This is a genomic window from Ectobacillus funiculus, assembly GCF_004138295.1.
GTDB classification, from domain to species: Bacteria; Bacillota; Bacilli; order Bacillales; family Bacillaceae_G; genus Ectobacillus; species Ectobacillus funiculus.
In genome coordinates this window covers 351,712-367,111 of sequence record NZ_SCFM01000006.1, presented here as the reverse complement: position 1 = coordinate 367,111, position 15,400 = coordinate 351,712, and the positions used below count along the sequence as shown (strand labels likewise).

Here is a 15,400-nt window from a genome sequence, read left to right as displayed (position 1 = left end):
GCTACCCATGACCAAAACAACAAATATGATGATTGGTATATTTGCAGTTCTCGGAACAGTGGGCTGCGGCAAGGACGAAGCACTTCCCCCTAAGCCAGATGATTTAAGCTGCGGAGAATATGAGTTTGATTATGATGATGGAGTCTGGGAGTGTGACGATCGAACCTCTCGCTATTACGGTCATTATTTTTACGGTGGAACATGGTTTGGGTCGCGTCAGGCTCTGCATGCTTATGCTCCCTATCAGAAGTATAAACAAAGTCCAGGGTTTAAAAAAGGCTTCGGGTCTGGTTCGGCGGTGAGCGGCTCATGAGTGATCGCATTTCCTTTTATAATACAATTCACGACTTTTGGCCAGATTTGTACGGTCAGCCCTATGCTTTATATGATGTGCTGCTTATTTCAAAGGAGACAACAGAGCAACTACGAGAGGCGTCTACACGCGCAAGCCATATTTTTTTTAAGGTGGCTTCGCTTCTTCGCCGCCTTGATGAGGAAACTTTGCTTGCGATGTATTATCCAAAGGAAGCAATCCCATTTCTGCGTCTCACATCTTCACTTTCAGAAAGCGTCATTGCTCGCTTGGATTTTGTAGAAAGCAATGAAGGCTTTAAGGTGATGGAGTTAAATGCTGATACACCGACCTTTATTAAGGAGCTGTTTTCCGTAAATAAACAAGTATGTGCGCACTTTCGATGTGCGGATGTAAATGAGGGAGAAGCGTATAAGCTGCAGATGGCAGTACAAGAGGCCGTTGATATATCAGCGGGAAGAGATGATGCATACATTGTATTTACCGCTCATGAAGATAATGACGAGGATCGTTTAACTGTCCTGTATTTACAACAGCTGTACGGAAAAGCATCGCGGTTTGTGCCACTCGACAAGCTGCAAATTATTCCTCATGAGGGGCTATATGATGAGAAAGGAAAAAAAATAGATGTACTATATCGACAAACGTTTCCAATTGAAAGTCTGCTACTTGATTACGATGAAGCCGGAGCCCCGATTGGCCAAATGCTTTTATCTTTAGTATGCGCTGGGAAATTGAAGGTCATTAATCCTCCATCAGCCTTCCTGCTGCAAAATAAAGCTGTTCAAGCTGTGATTTGGGGGCTTCATGAGGAGCGAAATTCGTTTTTTAGCGATGAGGAGCATGAATGGATTGCAAAGCATTTTTTACCTACTTATTTAGAAGAAGATACATTTTTGATGAAGCGCATGCCGTATGTCAAGAAGCCTATATTTGGTCGTGAAGGTGATACGGTGGAACTGTATGACGGCAAAGGAAGCAAAACGCTGGAGGAGACGCAGAAATCATATGAAGCCTATGGCTTTGTATATCAGCAGTATGTTGATTTGCCTGTGCTGCAAATAGATGTGAACGGACAGAAGCAGGATGGCCATATGATGTACGGGAGTTTTTTGCTAAATGGACGCGCAAGCAGCATTGGCTGCCGCGTTGGGGGAAAGATCACAAATAATGTAGCGTATTATTTGCCTCTGGGTATACAAAAGGACGAGGGATGAATGATCCCCCGTCTTCTGTACCGCTTGATGATGGTGTAAGCTTCCGGCTTTTCCGATTACATCCATTCTGTAGTGCGTGAAATATCCATGCGAGAGGAAGGATGTCCTTTTACACTTGCTTCTCCTAAAGTAATCAGCATGATCGGCAGATAACGCTCGGAAACCTGGAACTCTTCAACAAGTGCCTTCGCATTATAACCGCCAATCGGACAAGTGTCCCAGCCCTTTGCTTTTGCCGCAAGCATAAATTGCATTGCTGCAAGAGATGCGTTACAAACAGCAGCATCGCGTGAGTATTGCGCATTGTTATGGGCGCTGGCTACGTTTTGAGCCAAACGGTCAAACGCTTCCTGCGTCATATAGCCTTCCTTCACAAGCGGACCGAACACATCGTCAACATTTTGATTCGCTTCTAAGTCCCCCAGCACCGCGATTACTGCTGAAGCATCTACAACCTGCTGTTGTCCATAAGCGATGGAAAGCAAGCGCTGCTGTACGTCTTTTCCATGGAATACAAGAAATTTCCAGTGCTGCAGATTCCAAGCAGATGGTGCTTTGCCAGCTGCATTTAACAATTCTGTTAACTCTTCTTTTGTGATTTCCTTTTCTGGGTTGTATGCCCGCGTAGATGTACGCTCCTCGAGTACTGTGAAAAAATCTGCCATTGCTGTATCCTCCATGTTTCTTTATTAACTCCAAAAATTATCTGACTCATTTTTTACACTGTAAGAAAGTATAAATTTCCAGATGAAAACCAATTCGACGTAGTTGGAAATTTTAAGAATACAGTATAAGTAGGGCTACGCCTCTGTCTTCGCCCAAAGGCAGGGCTCGCCAATCGGCGAGTTTTCTTTATAAGTATTATCCTATCTTAGAATATAATATCTGCTTGTGGGGATTCAAGTATTTTGCACGTGTTGTGGATAGTATGCCCGATTTAAGATTTTTTTAGAAAAAGGACATTCACACAGACAGTTTGCATCTCCTGCTCATACAATACAAAGATGGAACTTCTATAGTTTTTGTCCAAAGTAAGGATAGATATATGGGAGCTTTGATAGTTCTCACGGTCTGCTCCCGCAGTAAAGTATTCCTCTCTGCCTAAACAAATATATAACATTTGCAGTGAAGACATTTTACTGCGGGAGCAAAAACAGGCCGTATCCGCTTTTCTTAAAAACGAAGTGAGTGACGAGCGTGTGATCAGATTATTGCATTTCCTGTTAACAAACACGATTTTTCAAGATTTGTTGAAGGACCTGGAAGTAAATGTATTGTATGTAGAAGAAGGAGGTCAGATGCAGCCGATAACAGAGGATTGGAAGCCAAAATGCTTATTTCCAGCAAACGGAATCGAGGAAGGTTGGAGCACCTTTCAAAGGGTAAAGCCGCATATTGTGATTTTACATGTCTCTGGAGACGCTGCTTGCTCATTTGTAGAAAGAATGGAACACGATAAAACGCGGGTTGTGGTTATATGCGAGGATGTTGATTCCGACTCAGTCATGAAACTCCTCTCTTTAGGGGTGAAGCATTTTGTTATGCCACCCATTACCCCGCAGGCTGTATTAAAAATTCTTCATGAAAGCTTATATAAAATATCTCTTGAAAAAGAAGCTGAATTGCAAAAAAGTATGCTGTGTACACTAATGGAATTTCAAAGTGATTTGTTGTTTATTGTGGAGGATGATGAAGTTACCGACTGTAACACAACCTTTCTTCATTTTTTTGGCTATGAGGACTTATCAGCTTATCAAGAGAATAATATTACCTTTGCCGATGCCTTTTTAGAAGAAAAAGGCTATTATGTTCCGTTTAATAAGCTTGCTTGGATTGATGATTGCCTAGCGGGAAGCAAGAAGGTCAAAATGATGAACAGTGTGGGAGAAGAGTTTGTATTTCTTGTACGGTCTGTTGCCATTCCTGATGATATGTCACGGTTTCTTGTAATTGGAACGGATATTACGGAGATTGAGAAGGAGTATAAGGAGAACGAGCGCTTAGCAACGATTGATTCTTTAACGAATATTTACAACCGCTTTAAATTTCAAACCCTATTGCAGGAACAATGGAATCTGGCAAAAAGGCGTAGAAAACCTCTATCTGTTGTTATATTTGACGTGGATGATTTTAAAAAGGTGAATGACACATATGGACATGACCACGGAGACCTAGTATTGGCGCAAATAGCTGATCTTGTTTCTAAGCATCTACACACGAATGACGTATTTGCACGCTGGGGAGGAGAGGAGTTTGTTCTTCTTCTGCCTAATACAACGGGTAAGCAGGCATTTGTTATTGCCGAATCTCTTCGATTTTTTATTGAAACAAAAAAATTTACAGGCATTTCGAAGCTAACGGCAAGCTTTGGAGTGGCGGAGTATTCAGCCGGTCTGAGTCGCGAGGAGTTCGTTCAGCGTGCTAATGAGGCACTGTCTGAGGCGAAGCAAAAGGGTAAAAATCAAGTATGTTTATATCGGGAGAGAAAAGATAAAGTGTAAGGGAAAAGTCGCAGCTTGTGAGTTGCGACTTTTTCGTACTGTAGGAAAGGATAAATTTCTAGCCGGAAGCCAATTCGACGTAGGGAGAAATTTTTAGGAATACAGTATAAGTAGGGCTACGCCTTTGTCTTCGCCCGGGGGGCAGGGCTCACCAGTCGGCGCAAGATAGGAAAGGATAGCTTTTCGGGGTGATAGCTAGCTCCCAAGGCCCAAAATGGCAGACTCCAGGCTGAACCTCCGCAAAAGGCAAAAAGCGCCTTTTACTCCGGCCCACCCCTACGCTGCCATAAAAGGCGGGCCCTGTCCGCTTTTCTTAATTTGTGTAATGAGAATGACGGAAAAAAGTGGTATCCTTATAGGGAAGTCTACATAAGAAAAGCGGATATAGCAGTATAGTGCTTTTCAATAAGCCATGATAAAAGGAGTGGGCGAGATGAAGCAGCTTACATCGGAAGCGGTGATTGGATTTATCGGCACGGGTGTGATGGGGAAAAGCATGGTGCGTCATTTACTGAAGGCTGGTTACCCTGTACATGTCTATAATCGAACAAAAGCGAAGACGGATGAGCTTGTGCAAGAAGGGGCAGTGTGGGAGGAATCTCCGGCTGCTATTGCCAAGAAGGCGGATGTTGTCATGACAATGGTTGGGTATCCGCACGATGTGGAAAGTACATATCTTGGAGACGAAGGAATGATGCAGAGCGCAAAGCCAGGGACGATTTTTATTGATTTTACAACTTCGACGCCGACGCTTGCAAAGCGGATTTACGATGAAGCGAAGGTACGCGGCATGCACACATTGGATGCACCTGTTTCTGGCGGAGATGTCGGCGCAAGGGAGGCTCGTCTTGCCATTATGGTAGGAGGTGAACAGGAAGTGTATGAAGCTTGCCTTCCTGTGCTGAAGCTATTAGGAACGAATATTATTCTGCAGGGCGGAGCCGGCAGCGGACAGCATACGAAGATGTGCAATCAAATTGCTATTGCGTCCAATATGATTGGTGTATGTGAAGCGATCGCTTATGCAAAGCAAGCTGGTCTTGCTCCAGAGCGAGTGCTTGAGAGCATCTCAACTGGGGCAGCTGGCAGCTGGTCATTAAGCAATCTAGCACCGCGGATGATACAAGGCAATTTTGAGCCGGGCTTTTATATTAAGCATTTTATTAAGGATATGGGCATTGCACTTGCTGAGGCGGAGGCGATGAATATAGAGATGCCGGGACTCGACCTAGCGAAGCGGATGTATGAGGAGCTTGCGGAGCATGGAGAAGAGAATAGCGGCACACAGGCGCTGTATAAACGGTATTTCAAAGGGTGAAAGAAGCAGGGGCTTAGAGCCTTGATGCAGTGATTGACGCAGACAGGGGCGTAACTGCACTGATACTTCACTCTTGAAATTTCCAGATATATCAAATTTGTTTCTGGCTGGAGATTTATACTTTTTTAAAGTATAAGCAAAAATAAGCAAGCGTCGCTAGGATGCTTGCTTATTTTGCATTAGGATCTTACTCTTGCACTAGGAAATGGAATGACCTCCGCCGGAATACCACGTTTTGGCTTAACAAGCAGAAGGGTAAAGGTGATCGCAATCGGAATGGCTAAATACCATCCATATATGATAGCGCTTACAACAGAGAGGAAAAGTCCAAGCATTCCTACTTCCAGCTTTTCCTGCAGCACTCCTACGATCATGGGAAGGATACCGCAAATCATACCGATTACAACTAAGCTAATCATCGTCATTTTCTATCCCCTTTTCCAGTCTTATATAAGATTTCGATTACGTAAGAAATTTTTTCAAGTATTATAGCTTATTATAGAGGAAATTTTCAGATTTTATTCAAAAATATTTCCATATTTTGTAACAAAATATTTAAAAAGTGTTAGTATGGAATTGTATAACTTTAGAGTCATTTATGTAGTAAAAAAACAGTATTAGTATTTCTTCAAATACATAAGATATAAAATCAAAATAAAAGAATCAAATATATAAGCATCTTGGAGGAATGATAGCTAAAGCCTTATGATATATGCATTTTTCTAGGATTATAAGAGACTTTCTATTCAAGAACTCACATATTCACATGCAATTAAATCAAATATCCACAGTACAGAGGCAATGATATGGGGAATTCTCAGGAATAGAAGCAGTTATCTGATATATAAAGAAAACAGAAGCAGTGATTTGATATCATACTGTTAAAAAAAAGGTTCCCCCGCGTTAAATCGGAGGAACCTTTTCTATTTCTAGGTTATATAGAAGCTGATCGTGACTATTCTTTGTATAAATTGCTTCGTTGTGGAGATCGCTTCTGTACGACAAATAGCCCTCGTCGCGCTCATTTTTTCGACAGGGCTTACATTGTGAGAAGATGAAGTTTTGGGATATGTTCTTTAGCTGTATACTCCAGCACCTTGGCATCATGTATCAGTGGATGAGGAATCTGCTGCACGGCATGTGGCAAATTCCTGCGGAAGATCGTCCGGAAATAGGCACCAATAGAGGTTCGGAACGTAAATGGCTCCTTTTGCTCCTTCATATGCTGTTCAAATCTTGATAAACAGGAGTAGAAGAACGTTTCTAACCAGCTATCCCGATATGAATAGGACGGATCTCCCTCTTCATTTATTATGTATTTCACTACATTCACGACCTCTTGTTTAAATGAAATCATTATATCAAATAGGTCACGTGCTTTATAACGGATTTTTAAACCGTTTAATATATATAATAAATTCTCCTGAAAAGCAGCTAAAAGGGGCTGTACTTCAAACTCATCTGTATTTTCCTTCACACATTCTTCCTTTAAACGGAACTTTACTTGCCGGACCCATAGCTGCTTACCGCGCACTTGAACTCCGACAAGCTCGATTTCAAAAATAGCTTCAAATAGTGTCAGCATTTCCCGGACAGCCTTTGCCCGTTTGCCGAGCTTTTCCTTTAATGTGCTCATATTGCGAGTTTGTTCAACAAATGAAAGCTCTCCTGTATTGCGCAGCTTTGCAACACCGTGACGGAATTGGTTGAGTAAGGAGAATAAAAGCTCGAATGCCTCCGGATTCGCCGTACGAACAAGTTCTGCGATAATATTTGTTTGGAAGAGGGTATGAGGAACGATAAAGTAGTTGAGCTCGTGTCCTTGCGTTAGTTCAGGCGTTGTATATTCCTTATAGTTCCGCAGTACAAATGCCGGCATACCGCTCGGTAAGATTTCTTCATATAAAAAGCCATGACGGATTAAGAATTCTCGGCCGGCATGCATAGTAGAATATGCCATATGAAGTGTTCTTGCCCAGTGAGCTAAATTGTATTCCAGCACTTTTCCTTGGCTATTGCGCTCTACATGGATTTGCTGCAGTACAGTTAGCAATACTGCATAGGAGCTTGCTGGCACCTGAATATGCTGCTGATCCTGGAACTGGCGCAACTCTTCTAATAGTTGATGCGGAAAGCGGAAGCCATCCATTTTAATGGCTTGTTGCTTTTTTTGTTTGGTACGCTTACGGCTCATCTCATACCCTCCTTTCCTAAATTTCGAGTATTTACAACAAAAAGCATTATACTATATGAATATTTTTCGAATGAGCTTCTCTAAGAGAAAGTGGCAAATGGCAGGAGAGCACTCAAACCGTTGTGGCTGTAGGGCTGAAAAATTTTTAGGGAATTCTTTGGTGCACGGGTAAGTTCAGCAAAACGGCAAAGTGGCAAATAAGCTATTGCTGCTGCTGCACAGGGGGGATACTTGTAATTGCAGTGTTATCAAGGGTTTTGATAGGAGCGGCCGAAGCTCGTCCTGCACAGTAGGTTTAAAGAAAAGGCAAAGTGGCAGATTATGCGTTGCACAGTAAGTTCGTCTGGCGGCAAAATGGCAAACAGCTGCTTTTTACAGAACATGATTTAAAAAGTGTGTCTCCCTACTCCCATAAGGGATAGAGCTCAGGGCCTGCTGTATATAAAGTGCACAGTAAGTTTGATGAACGGTAAAATGGCATATTGTTTGCTGCAAGATACTGCTTGCCGTTTTCTTCAGGAGGTGTACGGTAGGCTGCTATTTCTAGCACATATATAAGGAAAATATGGGGAAATTGGTCTAAATGGCAAACTTTCTGTGCGGTAAGTTTTAAAATGGCAATCTTTCTATGCACGGTAAGAAAGGATAAATTTCTAGCAGGAAGCCAATTCGACGTAGCGAGAAATTTTAGGAATACAGTGTAAGTGTAATTCCGCCTCTGTCTTCGCCCAAAGGCGGGGCTCGCCAATCGGCAAGTTTTCTTTAAATTGATAGTGGCAAAAATGGCATAACGTACGGTATGATGATAAAGCAGATAAAATGGCAAATGAGTTGAACGGTAAGTCCCAAAATGGAGAATTTTTCTTTGCACAGAAATAGATATATTAACAAGAATGAATCCATATGGGGGATAACCGGCATAATGAGGTGAAATAGGTGCAGCAAACGATACACATCCCTGATCATGTTCCTTTAAATCAGGAGCTTTGTCATTTAGTAATCTTACAAGAGGCGGTCTTGCTATTTCGTAATCAGCCTGATGTAATTCAGGCATGGGAGCGGTATGTGCATGGTATTGTAGGGGGCGAAAAACATCCGAATGTATCACGCAGCTTTCAAATTTTATATGATCTGATTACAGGGTCCTTACGAGAGCAAAATCAAAAATTAACAAAACATAATATTTATCATATTTTTTATTCGTATAACCAGCAGCTAACGACGATTTTGCATGAGTATATTGTAGAGGAATTTAATCGTAATAGCGATGAGAGAAGCATGAATGATATGATGATTCATCAAGCAAGAGAGCAGCGCGGCATTATTACAAGCATGGACTATAAATATCATCTCATGCGTAATATTTTGACGAACCCGCAGAAATTTTCTCCTCATGAAGGGGAGGAGGGGGTATATGAGGCCCGTGTAGAGGATGCTGGCGGTGCATTGCAGCTGCTAGCTAGGATCAAGGAGCAGGATGATCTTACAAATATGGGCTGGACAGAGGAGGAGCAAGTGCAATGGAATCAGCTTCGCTCCGCATTCTCGTCCATGGATGAGATGACAGCCGATGTGTTTGATATTCTCTGCTTTCTCTTTTTGTTCGCGCCGCGTGATACAGACGGCTTTCTCTTTTTGCATTCACAGGATGTATTAAAGCTGAGAACAAATGTTGTGGATCACAATACAAATAAGCTTAAAATTAAGGAACGGGATCGTTTTCAAATTATGTCCCGTGTGAAAGCAATCGCGAACATTTGGATTTCGCTCAATGAAGGGGAGATTATCGAAATTGAGGATGAGGAAGGAGAGGGCATGCAGACGTTGAAATTGCGCGACTTGGAGAAGCTCGTGGAAATCGGGAAAATTCGGGCTGCGTATGATACGAAAGACCGCTTTGTTGGTATTCAAGCATGTCAAATTAAGCCGACTCCGCTGCTTACATCCTTTTTAGAACAAAATAAGCGCTTAGGCTTTATCGACTTAAGTGCATTGGAATTTCATCCGATCCGCGAGAAATTTGAAAAGCGATTAACGCGTTATTTAGCCATTCAATGGTTTATTCGATTATCAAAGCGCAATATGAGACAGCCCTTTTTAGTCGGCACTCTAGCACGTGAAATGGAGATGGAAAATAGCCGTCATCGGGGGACAGAGCTTGTTGATCGCTTTATGAAGGTGCTTTACAATTTGCAGGAGCATAGCATTATTAAGGAATGGAACTTTGTCGAAGAGCTTGATTACGATAAAATCGGGACGAAGGGATGGAAGCAGTATTTCTTTTCTCAAAAAATTATTGTCATCCCGACAGAGGAAATTGTCCGTAAAAATAAAGCAAAGCTATCAATTTTAAAGGAGCAGCACCAATTCGACAGCACCGGCTTCGAGAGGACGTTAGATAGTGTCCTAAGCAAGCAGGAGCATGTATTAGCTGCGTACAGTGCGCCTCAGGCTGACAGAGAGCCTCACTACACAGATATGCTGACAAAAGCCGTGCAGACAGAGAGCGTGACTAACTCCCTGAAAGAACCGCAGCAAAGGCAGCCTGTTATTACAGAGGAGATGCTGGAGCCGAATATGGTTGTAAAAGAAATGGAGCGCCGCAAAATCAGCTTGTTAAAGGCATCAGAGGAAATCGAAATCGGCTATAATACACTCAAGCGCTTTGTGAACAACGCCACGAAGCGGAGAAATAAGAATAATGATGCGAAGATTGTAAGATGGCTTAGGGAGTCGTGGAAGAAGACTGCTGAGGAATAAGGCTTGATAGATAAATATAAAGAAAACTCGCTGACTGGCGAGCCCTGCTCTTGGGCGAAGACAGAGGCGTAGTTGCCCTTATACTTTTTTCCTAAAATTTCGCGCTACGTCGAATTATCTTCTAGCTAGAAATTTATAATCTTAAAGTGAAAAGAAAACTCGCTGACTGGCGAGTTTTCTTTACTAAAAATGCTCATTTGGAGTACTAAATAATTTAGAGGAGGATCCAATTCTTTTTTGGTAATTTAATCCTTTTCTGTATAATAATTAAAGAGGAGGGAATTAAAAATGGTTTTAAAGCTAGAAAACGTTACAAAAAAGTTTGGATCCTTTACTGCAGTTGATGATGTGTCCATTTCGATTCCAGAAAATGAGATGTTTGGATTTTTAGGGGCAAATGGCGCAGGAAAAACAACAACATTTAGAATGATCTTAGGATTGCTAGATCCAAGCAGTGGAACTATTACTTGGGACAATAAACCGATTAACTACACGACAAGTCATCTCATTGGCTATCTTCCAGAGGAGAGAGGCTTATATCCAAAATTAAAAGTAAAAGAGCAGATTGTGTATTTAGCTAGGTTAAGAGGTATGCAAAAGCAAGCTGCTTTAAAAGAATTAGATTCCTGGTTAACTAGATTTAAGATACCTGGATATAAGGATAAGAAGGTAGAGGAGCTTTCCAAAGGAAATCAGCAAAAAATTCAATTTATTGCTGCTGTTATTCATAAGCCGCAGCTTTTGATTTTGGATGAACCTTTCAGTGGCCTTGATCCAGTGAATGTTGAACTGTTAAAGGAGGCAGTCTTACATTTGAAAGAAAACGGAACGACTATCGTGTTTTCAAGCCATCGAATGGAGCATGTAGAAGAGATGTGTGAGCATTTATGTATTATGCACCACGGAAAACCGATTGTTCATGGTTCTCTAAAGGAAATTAAACGGTCATTTGGAAAGAAAAATTTGATCATCCATGCGGATTTTAATATGGATTTCCTTAAAAGTTATTCAGGGGTAACGAAAACAAAGCAAACAACGGAAGGAATTCATTTACAGATTGAAGGAGAATACGTCGCTGAAAAAATCTTAAATGATATTGTTGGAAAAGGCTTCGTCCGAAAGTTTGTTCTTGAAGAACCTTCTTTGAATGATATTTTTATCGAGAAAGTAGGTGCTTCCTATGAATAACTTCTGGATTATCTTATTTCATACATACACGAGTAAGCTAAAAACAAAACAATTTTTAATTTCTACCGCTATCACTTTGGTACTCATGATTGGTTTAACCAATATGACGAATATTATTAACTTTTTTAATAAAGGGGAGGAAAAGGATACAATTGCTGTGATTGACGAAACAAATGCCCTGTTTGAACCGCTTAAGCAGAATGTAAAAGGGATAAACCAGGACATCAAACTGGTCAATTATACGGATGGAGAGAAAAAAGCACAATCTGAAGTAGAAAAAGGCTCCTATAAAGGTTTACTGATCCTTTCATTTGATAAAGAAAACCTTCCTTTGGCTACGTATAAATCTATGACAATCGCAGATTCGACTTTACCTACAGAATTACAAAATAGTCTGCAGCAAATTAAAACGCAAATTGCGGCATCAAAAATCAATCTATCTTCTGAGCAGCTAGCAAAGCTGTATGAGCCTGTTTCATTTGAGCGAGTGGCTCTTGAGAAAAATGCAAAAACAGAAGAAGAATTGGATCAAGCTAGAGGTTTGGTATATGTGTTATTGTTCATTATCTATTTTTCAGTGATCATGTATGCGAACATGATTGCGATGGAGGTTGCTATAGAGAAATCGTCTCGCGTTATGGAAATTTTAATTTCAAGCGTTTCTCCCATTAAGCAAATGTTTGCCAAAATATTAGGTGTAGGTTTACTAAGTTTGACTCAGCTTATCGTGTTATTAGGAATAGGCTATTATTCTGTTAAACAAAATCTTTCCTCAATGGAAGGCGGGTTTTTTGATTCTTTTGGATTCAATACTATTCCAATAGCCACTGTTATATATGCAGTCGTCTTTTTTGTACTAGGGTATTTCCTATATGCGACCTTAGCGGCATTTTTAGGCTCTTTAGTAAGCAGAATTGAGGATGTTCAGCAAATGATTACCCCGATGACTCTATTAATAGTTGCTGGATTTATGATTGCGGTGTTTGGTTTGGGCCAGCCGGATACCACATTTATTACGGTAACCTCCTATATTCCCTTTTTTACACCAATGTTGATGTTCATGCGTGTTGGGATGTTGACTATTCCTGTTTGGGAGCCGTTAGTGGGAATAGGTATTCTGATAGTGACGATTGTGGTTCTCGCCATATTTGGAGCAAGGGTATATAAAGGCGGCGTTCTTATGTACGGAAAATCCAGCTCCTTTAAGGATATAAAAAAGGCACTTCAATTAACAAAAAATGAATAAAGCTAGGAAACGAAGAGGATGATTACTAGTTAAAGCAGATAGTTCTTCAGCCACAACTGCAAAAGAGCTGCTAGCCCTTACGAACTAGCAGTAAACGAGACTGCCAGAAAATTTTTGGCGGTCTTATTTACATTGTAGGAAAGTATAAATTTCCAGCCAGAAGTGAATTCGGCGTAGTCGGAAATTTTAGGAATACAGTATAAGTAGGGCTTCGCCAATCGACGAGTTTTCTTTACTATAGAACTTAAAAGTGCCTATAGAACTTAAAAGTACCTATGGCACTTTTAAGTGCGTTCTTCTCATGAGCAGTACTATCAGTCATAATAACTCTTGTCAAAGGGGATAGCTGACGGATAATAGACAGCTTATTAGCAGCTATCTTACTTTATTGTCTAATAGGAATAAGTTTGAGGAGGATATAGAAATGCAGAACTTACAAAGTACAACTACATTGCATAATGGTGTAAAAATGCCTTGGTTTGGCTTAGGGGTATTTAAGGTAGAAGAAGGACCAGAATTGGTTCATGCAGTAAAGGCTGCTATTAAGCATGGATATCGCAGCATTGATACGGCAGCGATTTATGGGAATGAAGAGGGAGTTGGGCAGGCAATCCGTGAGGGGCTTGCGGATGTGGGCTTATCCCGTGAGGATTTGTTTGTGACTTCAAAGGTATGGAATGCAGATCAAGGCTATGAGACTACGCTTACTGCTTTTGAGACAAGCTTAGAAAAGCTGGGATTAGATTATTTGGACTTATACCTGATTCACTGGCCGGTTGAAGGAAAGTATAAAGAGACTTGGAGAGCATTGGAAGCTCTTTATAAGGCAGGACGTATTCGCGCAATTGGGGTAAGCAACTTCCAAATTCATCACTTGCAAGACTTACTGAAGGAAGCAGAAATCAAGCCAATGATCAACCAAGTGGAGTATCATCCAAGGCTGACACAAGTAGAATTACAAATGTTCTGTAAGGAACAAGGGGTTCAACTGGAAGCGTGGTCCCCTCTTATGCAAGGTCAATTATTAGACCAGCCAGAGCTGCAAGAAATCGCAAGCCAACACGGAAAATCCATTGCTCAAGTGATTTTGCGCTGGGACTTACAGCATGGTGTTGTGACCATTCCTAAATCTATAAAGGAACATCGCATTATCGAAAATGCCGCTATTTTTGATTTTGAATTAACTGCAGAGGATATGGACCGAATCGATGCTTTGAATCAAAATCATCGTGTGGGGCCGGATCCTGATAACTTTGATTTCTAATACAGCCGATCGTTAAGCCGAGGGCAATGCCCCCGGCTTTTTGTACCACTGTAGGAAAGTATAAATTTCCAGCTAGAAGCGAATTCGACGTAGCCGGAAACTTTAGGAATACAGTATATAAGTAGGGCTGCGCCTCTGTCTTCGCCAACCGGCTCGCTAATCGGCGAGTTTTCTTTACCCGCATCGTTGTAGAACGTCCCTACATTGTACATGTTCTTTCGAAAATACCAAGCTTCGCAATGCGTTGGATTGCTTCCTGCAGGCGTTCCTCTGTATGAAGCAGACCGACGCGTACATACCCTTCGCCGTGCTCACCGAAGCCATTGCCTGGTGCAACTGCAACGTGCGCTTGTTCGAGCAAGATATCGGCAAATTGCTGTGATGTATAACCGTCGGGAATAGGAAGCCACGCAAAGAAGGAGCCCTCTGGTGCTTTTACATCCCACCCGATGGAATGACAAGCAGAGACCAATGCTTCGCGGCGTGACTCATAGCGGGCTACAAGTTCTTCGACGCATGTTTGCGGTTGGAGCAATGCTTGTTTTGTGGCTTCTTGAATGGCGCCGAATATGCTTACATACATATGATCCTGCAGCAGGTTAATCGCTTCAATGACGCTTTCGTTTCCGACTGCAAACGCGATGCGCCAGCCAGCCATATTATACGTTTTCGACATTGTGTAGATTTCAATACCTGCTTCCTTTGCGCCTTCTGCTTGAAGGAAGCTAATTGGCTTTTTCCCGTTAAAGCCGATCGCGCCGTATGCGAAATCGTGGCAAACTAAGATGTTATGCTTATTTGCAAAAGCAGCTGTTTCCGCAAAAAATTCCTTCGTCGCCACTGCACCTGTCGGGTTGTTTGGATAGTTGAGGAACATAAGCTTTGCTTCGTCCGCCACCTCGGGCGCAAGCTTGCTATAATCAGGAAGAAAGCCGTTTTCGGCAAGCAGCGGCATCATGCTCATCTTTGCTTTTGCAAGAGCGACGCCTGACCAATAATCCGGATAGCCTGGGTCTGGTACCAAAATCGTATCTCCAGGCTCGGTAAAGCAGAGCGGAAGCTCAACAAGACCGGCTTTGCCCCCGAATAAAACCGCGACTTCCTTTTCAGGATCAAGTGTTACGCCATATTCACGCTTATAAAATACTGCAACCGCTTCCTTTAAGCTGTGTGTTCCGCGAAATGGCGGATATTTATGATGCACGGGATTTGCGGCAGCCTCCTGCAGCGCCCGTACTATATGTGTTGGGGTCGGTTGGTCTGGATTTCCTTGTCCGAGATTGATGACATCATGTCCTTCGCTCATTACCTTGTTGACCTTTTGCACAAGTGAGGCAAAAAATTGTGTTGGCAATTGTGTTAAAACGTGAGAAGTTTTAAAAGATTTCATTGGATTTTT

The 15,400-nt window shown here is 41.9% G+C and carries 12 protein-coding genes; 8 read left to right on the top strand and 4 right to left on the bottom strand.

Going from position 1 to position 15,400, the window contains the following annotated elements:
• Nucleotides 1-7: 7 nt before the first annotated feature.
• Together EP737_RS06125 and EP737_RS06120 are read left to right on the top strand one after the other, a co-directional pair.
• Nucleotides 8-313 carry an aminotransferase yhxA gene (locus EP737_RS06125; RefSeq protein WP_246040186.1) on the top strand — a complete coding sequence of 102 codons (306 nt, stop codon included), beginning with the start codon at nt 8-10 and terminating at the stop codon, nt 311-313.
• A complete protein-coding gene (locus EP737_RS06120) occupies nt 310-1,530 on the top strand; it encodes a glutathionylspermidine synthase family protein (protein ID WP_129727027.1) in 1,221 nt (406 codons plus the stop codon). The genes EP737_RS06125 and EP737_RS06120 overlap by 4 nt, the downstream gene beginning before the upstream one ends.
• Nucleotides 1,531-1,586: 56 nt before the next feature.
• Here EP737_RS06120 and EP737_RS06115 read toward each other — a convergent pair whose 3' ends face one another.
• Entirely contained in the window at nt 1,587-2,195 is a 609-nt protein-coding gene (locus tag EP737_RS06115) for a nitroreductase family protein (protein WP_129727026.1), read from the bottom strand.
• A gap of 537 nt (nt 2,196-2,732) precedes the next feature.
• Between EP737_RS06115 and EP737_RS06110 the strand changes: the two genes are divergently transcribed.
• Together EP737_RS06110 and EP737_RS06105 are read left to right on the top strand one after the other, a co-directional pair.
• On the top strand, nt 2,733-4,031 hold the full coding sequence (locus EP737_RS06110) for a GGDEF domain-containing protein (protein WP_129727078.1): 1,299 nt from the start codon (nt 2,733-2,735) through the stop codon (nt 4,029-4,031).
• Between the two features lie 433 nt (nt 4,032-4,464).
• Nucleotides 4,465-5,349 carry an NAD(P)-dependent oxidoreductase gene (locus tag EP737_RS06105; RefSeq protein WP_129727025.1) on the top strand — a complete coding sequence of 295 codons (885 nt, stop codon included), beginning with the start codon at nt 4,465-4,467 and terminating at the stop codon, nt 5,347-5,349.
• Between the two features lie 179 nt (nt 5,350-5,528).
• On the opposite strand, the gene EP737_RS06100 is transcribed toward EP737_RS06105, so the two are convergent.
• Nucleotides 5,529-5,774, bottom strand: coding sequence for a hypothetical protein (locus tag EP737_RS06100; protein ID WP_129727024.1), 246 nt, complete (start codon nt 5,772-5,774; stop codon nt 5,529-5,531).
• Nucleotides 5,775-6,388: 614 nt separating this feature from the next.
• A complete protein-coding gene (locus tag EP737_RS06095) occupies nt 6,389-7,543 on the bottom strand; it encodes a hypothetical protein (RefSeq protein ID WP_129727023.1) in 1,155 nt (384 codons plus the stop codon).
• A 936-nt stretch (nt 7,544-8,479) separates the two neighbouring features.
• Between EP737_RS06095 and EP737_RS06090 the strand changes: the two genes are divergently transcribed.
• The 4 genes from EP737_RS06090 to EP737_RS06075 all read left to right on the top strand — a co-directional run bounded on the left by EP737_RS06090 (nt 8,480) and on the right by EP737_RS06075 (nt 14,001).
• On the top strand, nt 8,480-10,303 hold the full coding sequence (locus EP737_RS06090; RefSeq protein WP_129727022.1) for a hypothetical protein: 1,824 nt from the start codon (nt 8,480-8,482) through the stop codon (nt 10,301-10,303).
• A gap of 288 nt (nt 10,304-10,591) precedes the next feature.
• Nucleotides 10,592-11,491 (top strand): ABC transporter ATP-binding protein, encoded by a 900-nt coding sequence (locus tag EP737_RS06085; RefSeq protein ID WP_129727021.1) that lies wholly within the window; start codon nt 10,592-10,594, stop codon nt 11,489-11,491.
• Complete coding sequence (locus tag EP737_RS06080; RefSeq protein WP_129727020.1) at nt 11,484-12,737, top strand: ABC transporter permease; 1,254 nt, start codon at nt 11,484-11,486, stop codon at nt 12,735-12,737. The genes EP737_RS06085 and EP737_RS06080 overlap by 8 nt, the downstream gene beginning before the upstream one ends.
• A 424-nt stretch (nt 12,738-13,161) precedes the next feature.
• Nucleotides 13,162-14,001, top strand: a complete 840-nt coding sequence (locus tag EP737_RS06075) for an aldo/keto reductase (protein WP_129727019.1) — start codon at nt 13,162-13,164, stop codon at nt 13,999-14,001.
• 199 nt (nt 14,002-14,200) lie between these two features.
• On the opposite strand, the gene EP737_RS06070 is transcribed toward EP737_RS06075, so the two are convergent.
• Nucleotides 14,201-15,391 carry a pyridoxal phosphate-dependent aminotransferase gene (locus EP737_RS06070; RefSeq protein ID WP_129727018.1) on the bottom strand — a complete coding sequence of 397 codons (1,191 nt, stop codon included), beginning with the start codon at nt 15,389-15,391 and terminating at the stop codon, nt 14,201-14,203.
• Nucleotides 15,392-15,400: the final 9 nt, after the last annotated feature.

Coding starts and splice junctions, on each gene's coding strand:
- EP737_RS06125 (WP_246040186.1), top strand. CDS start 8: ATGACCAAAACAACAAATATGATGATTGGTATATTTGCAGTTCTCGGA.
- EP737_RS06120 (WP_129727027.1), top strand. CDS start 310: ATGAGTGATCGCATTTCCTTTTATAATACAATTCACGACTTTTGGCCA.
- EP737_RS06115 (WP_129727026.1), bottom strand. CDS start 2,195: ATGGCAGATTTTTTCACAGTACTCGAGGAGCGTACATCTACGCGGGCA.
- EP737_RS06105 (WP_129727025.1), top strand. CDS start 4,465: ATGAAGCAGCTTACATCGGAAGCGGTGATTGGATTTATCGGCACGGGT.
- EP737_RS06100 (WP_129727024.1), bottom strand. CDS start 5,774: ATGACGATGATTAGCTTAGTTGTAATCGGTATGATTTGCGGTATCCTT.
- EP737_RS06095 (WP_129727023.1), bottom strand. CDS start 7,543: ATGAGCCGTAAGCGTACCAAACAAAAAAAGCAACAAGCCATTAAAATG.
- EP737_RS06085 (WP_129727021.1), top strand. CDS start 10,592: ATGGTTTTAAAGCTAGAAAACGTTACAAAAAAGTTTGGATCCTTTACT.
- EP737_RS06080 (WP_129727020.1), top strand. CDS start 11,484: ATGAATAACTTCTGGATTATCTTATTTCATACATACACGAGTAAGCTA.
- EP737_RS06075 (WP_129727019.1), top strand. CDS start 13,162: ATGCAGAACTTACAAAGTACAACTACATTGCATAATGGTGTAAAAATG.
- EP737_RS06070 (WP_129727018.1), bottom strand. CDS start 15,391: ATGAAATCTTTTAAAACTTCTCACGTTTTAACACAATTGCCAACACAA.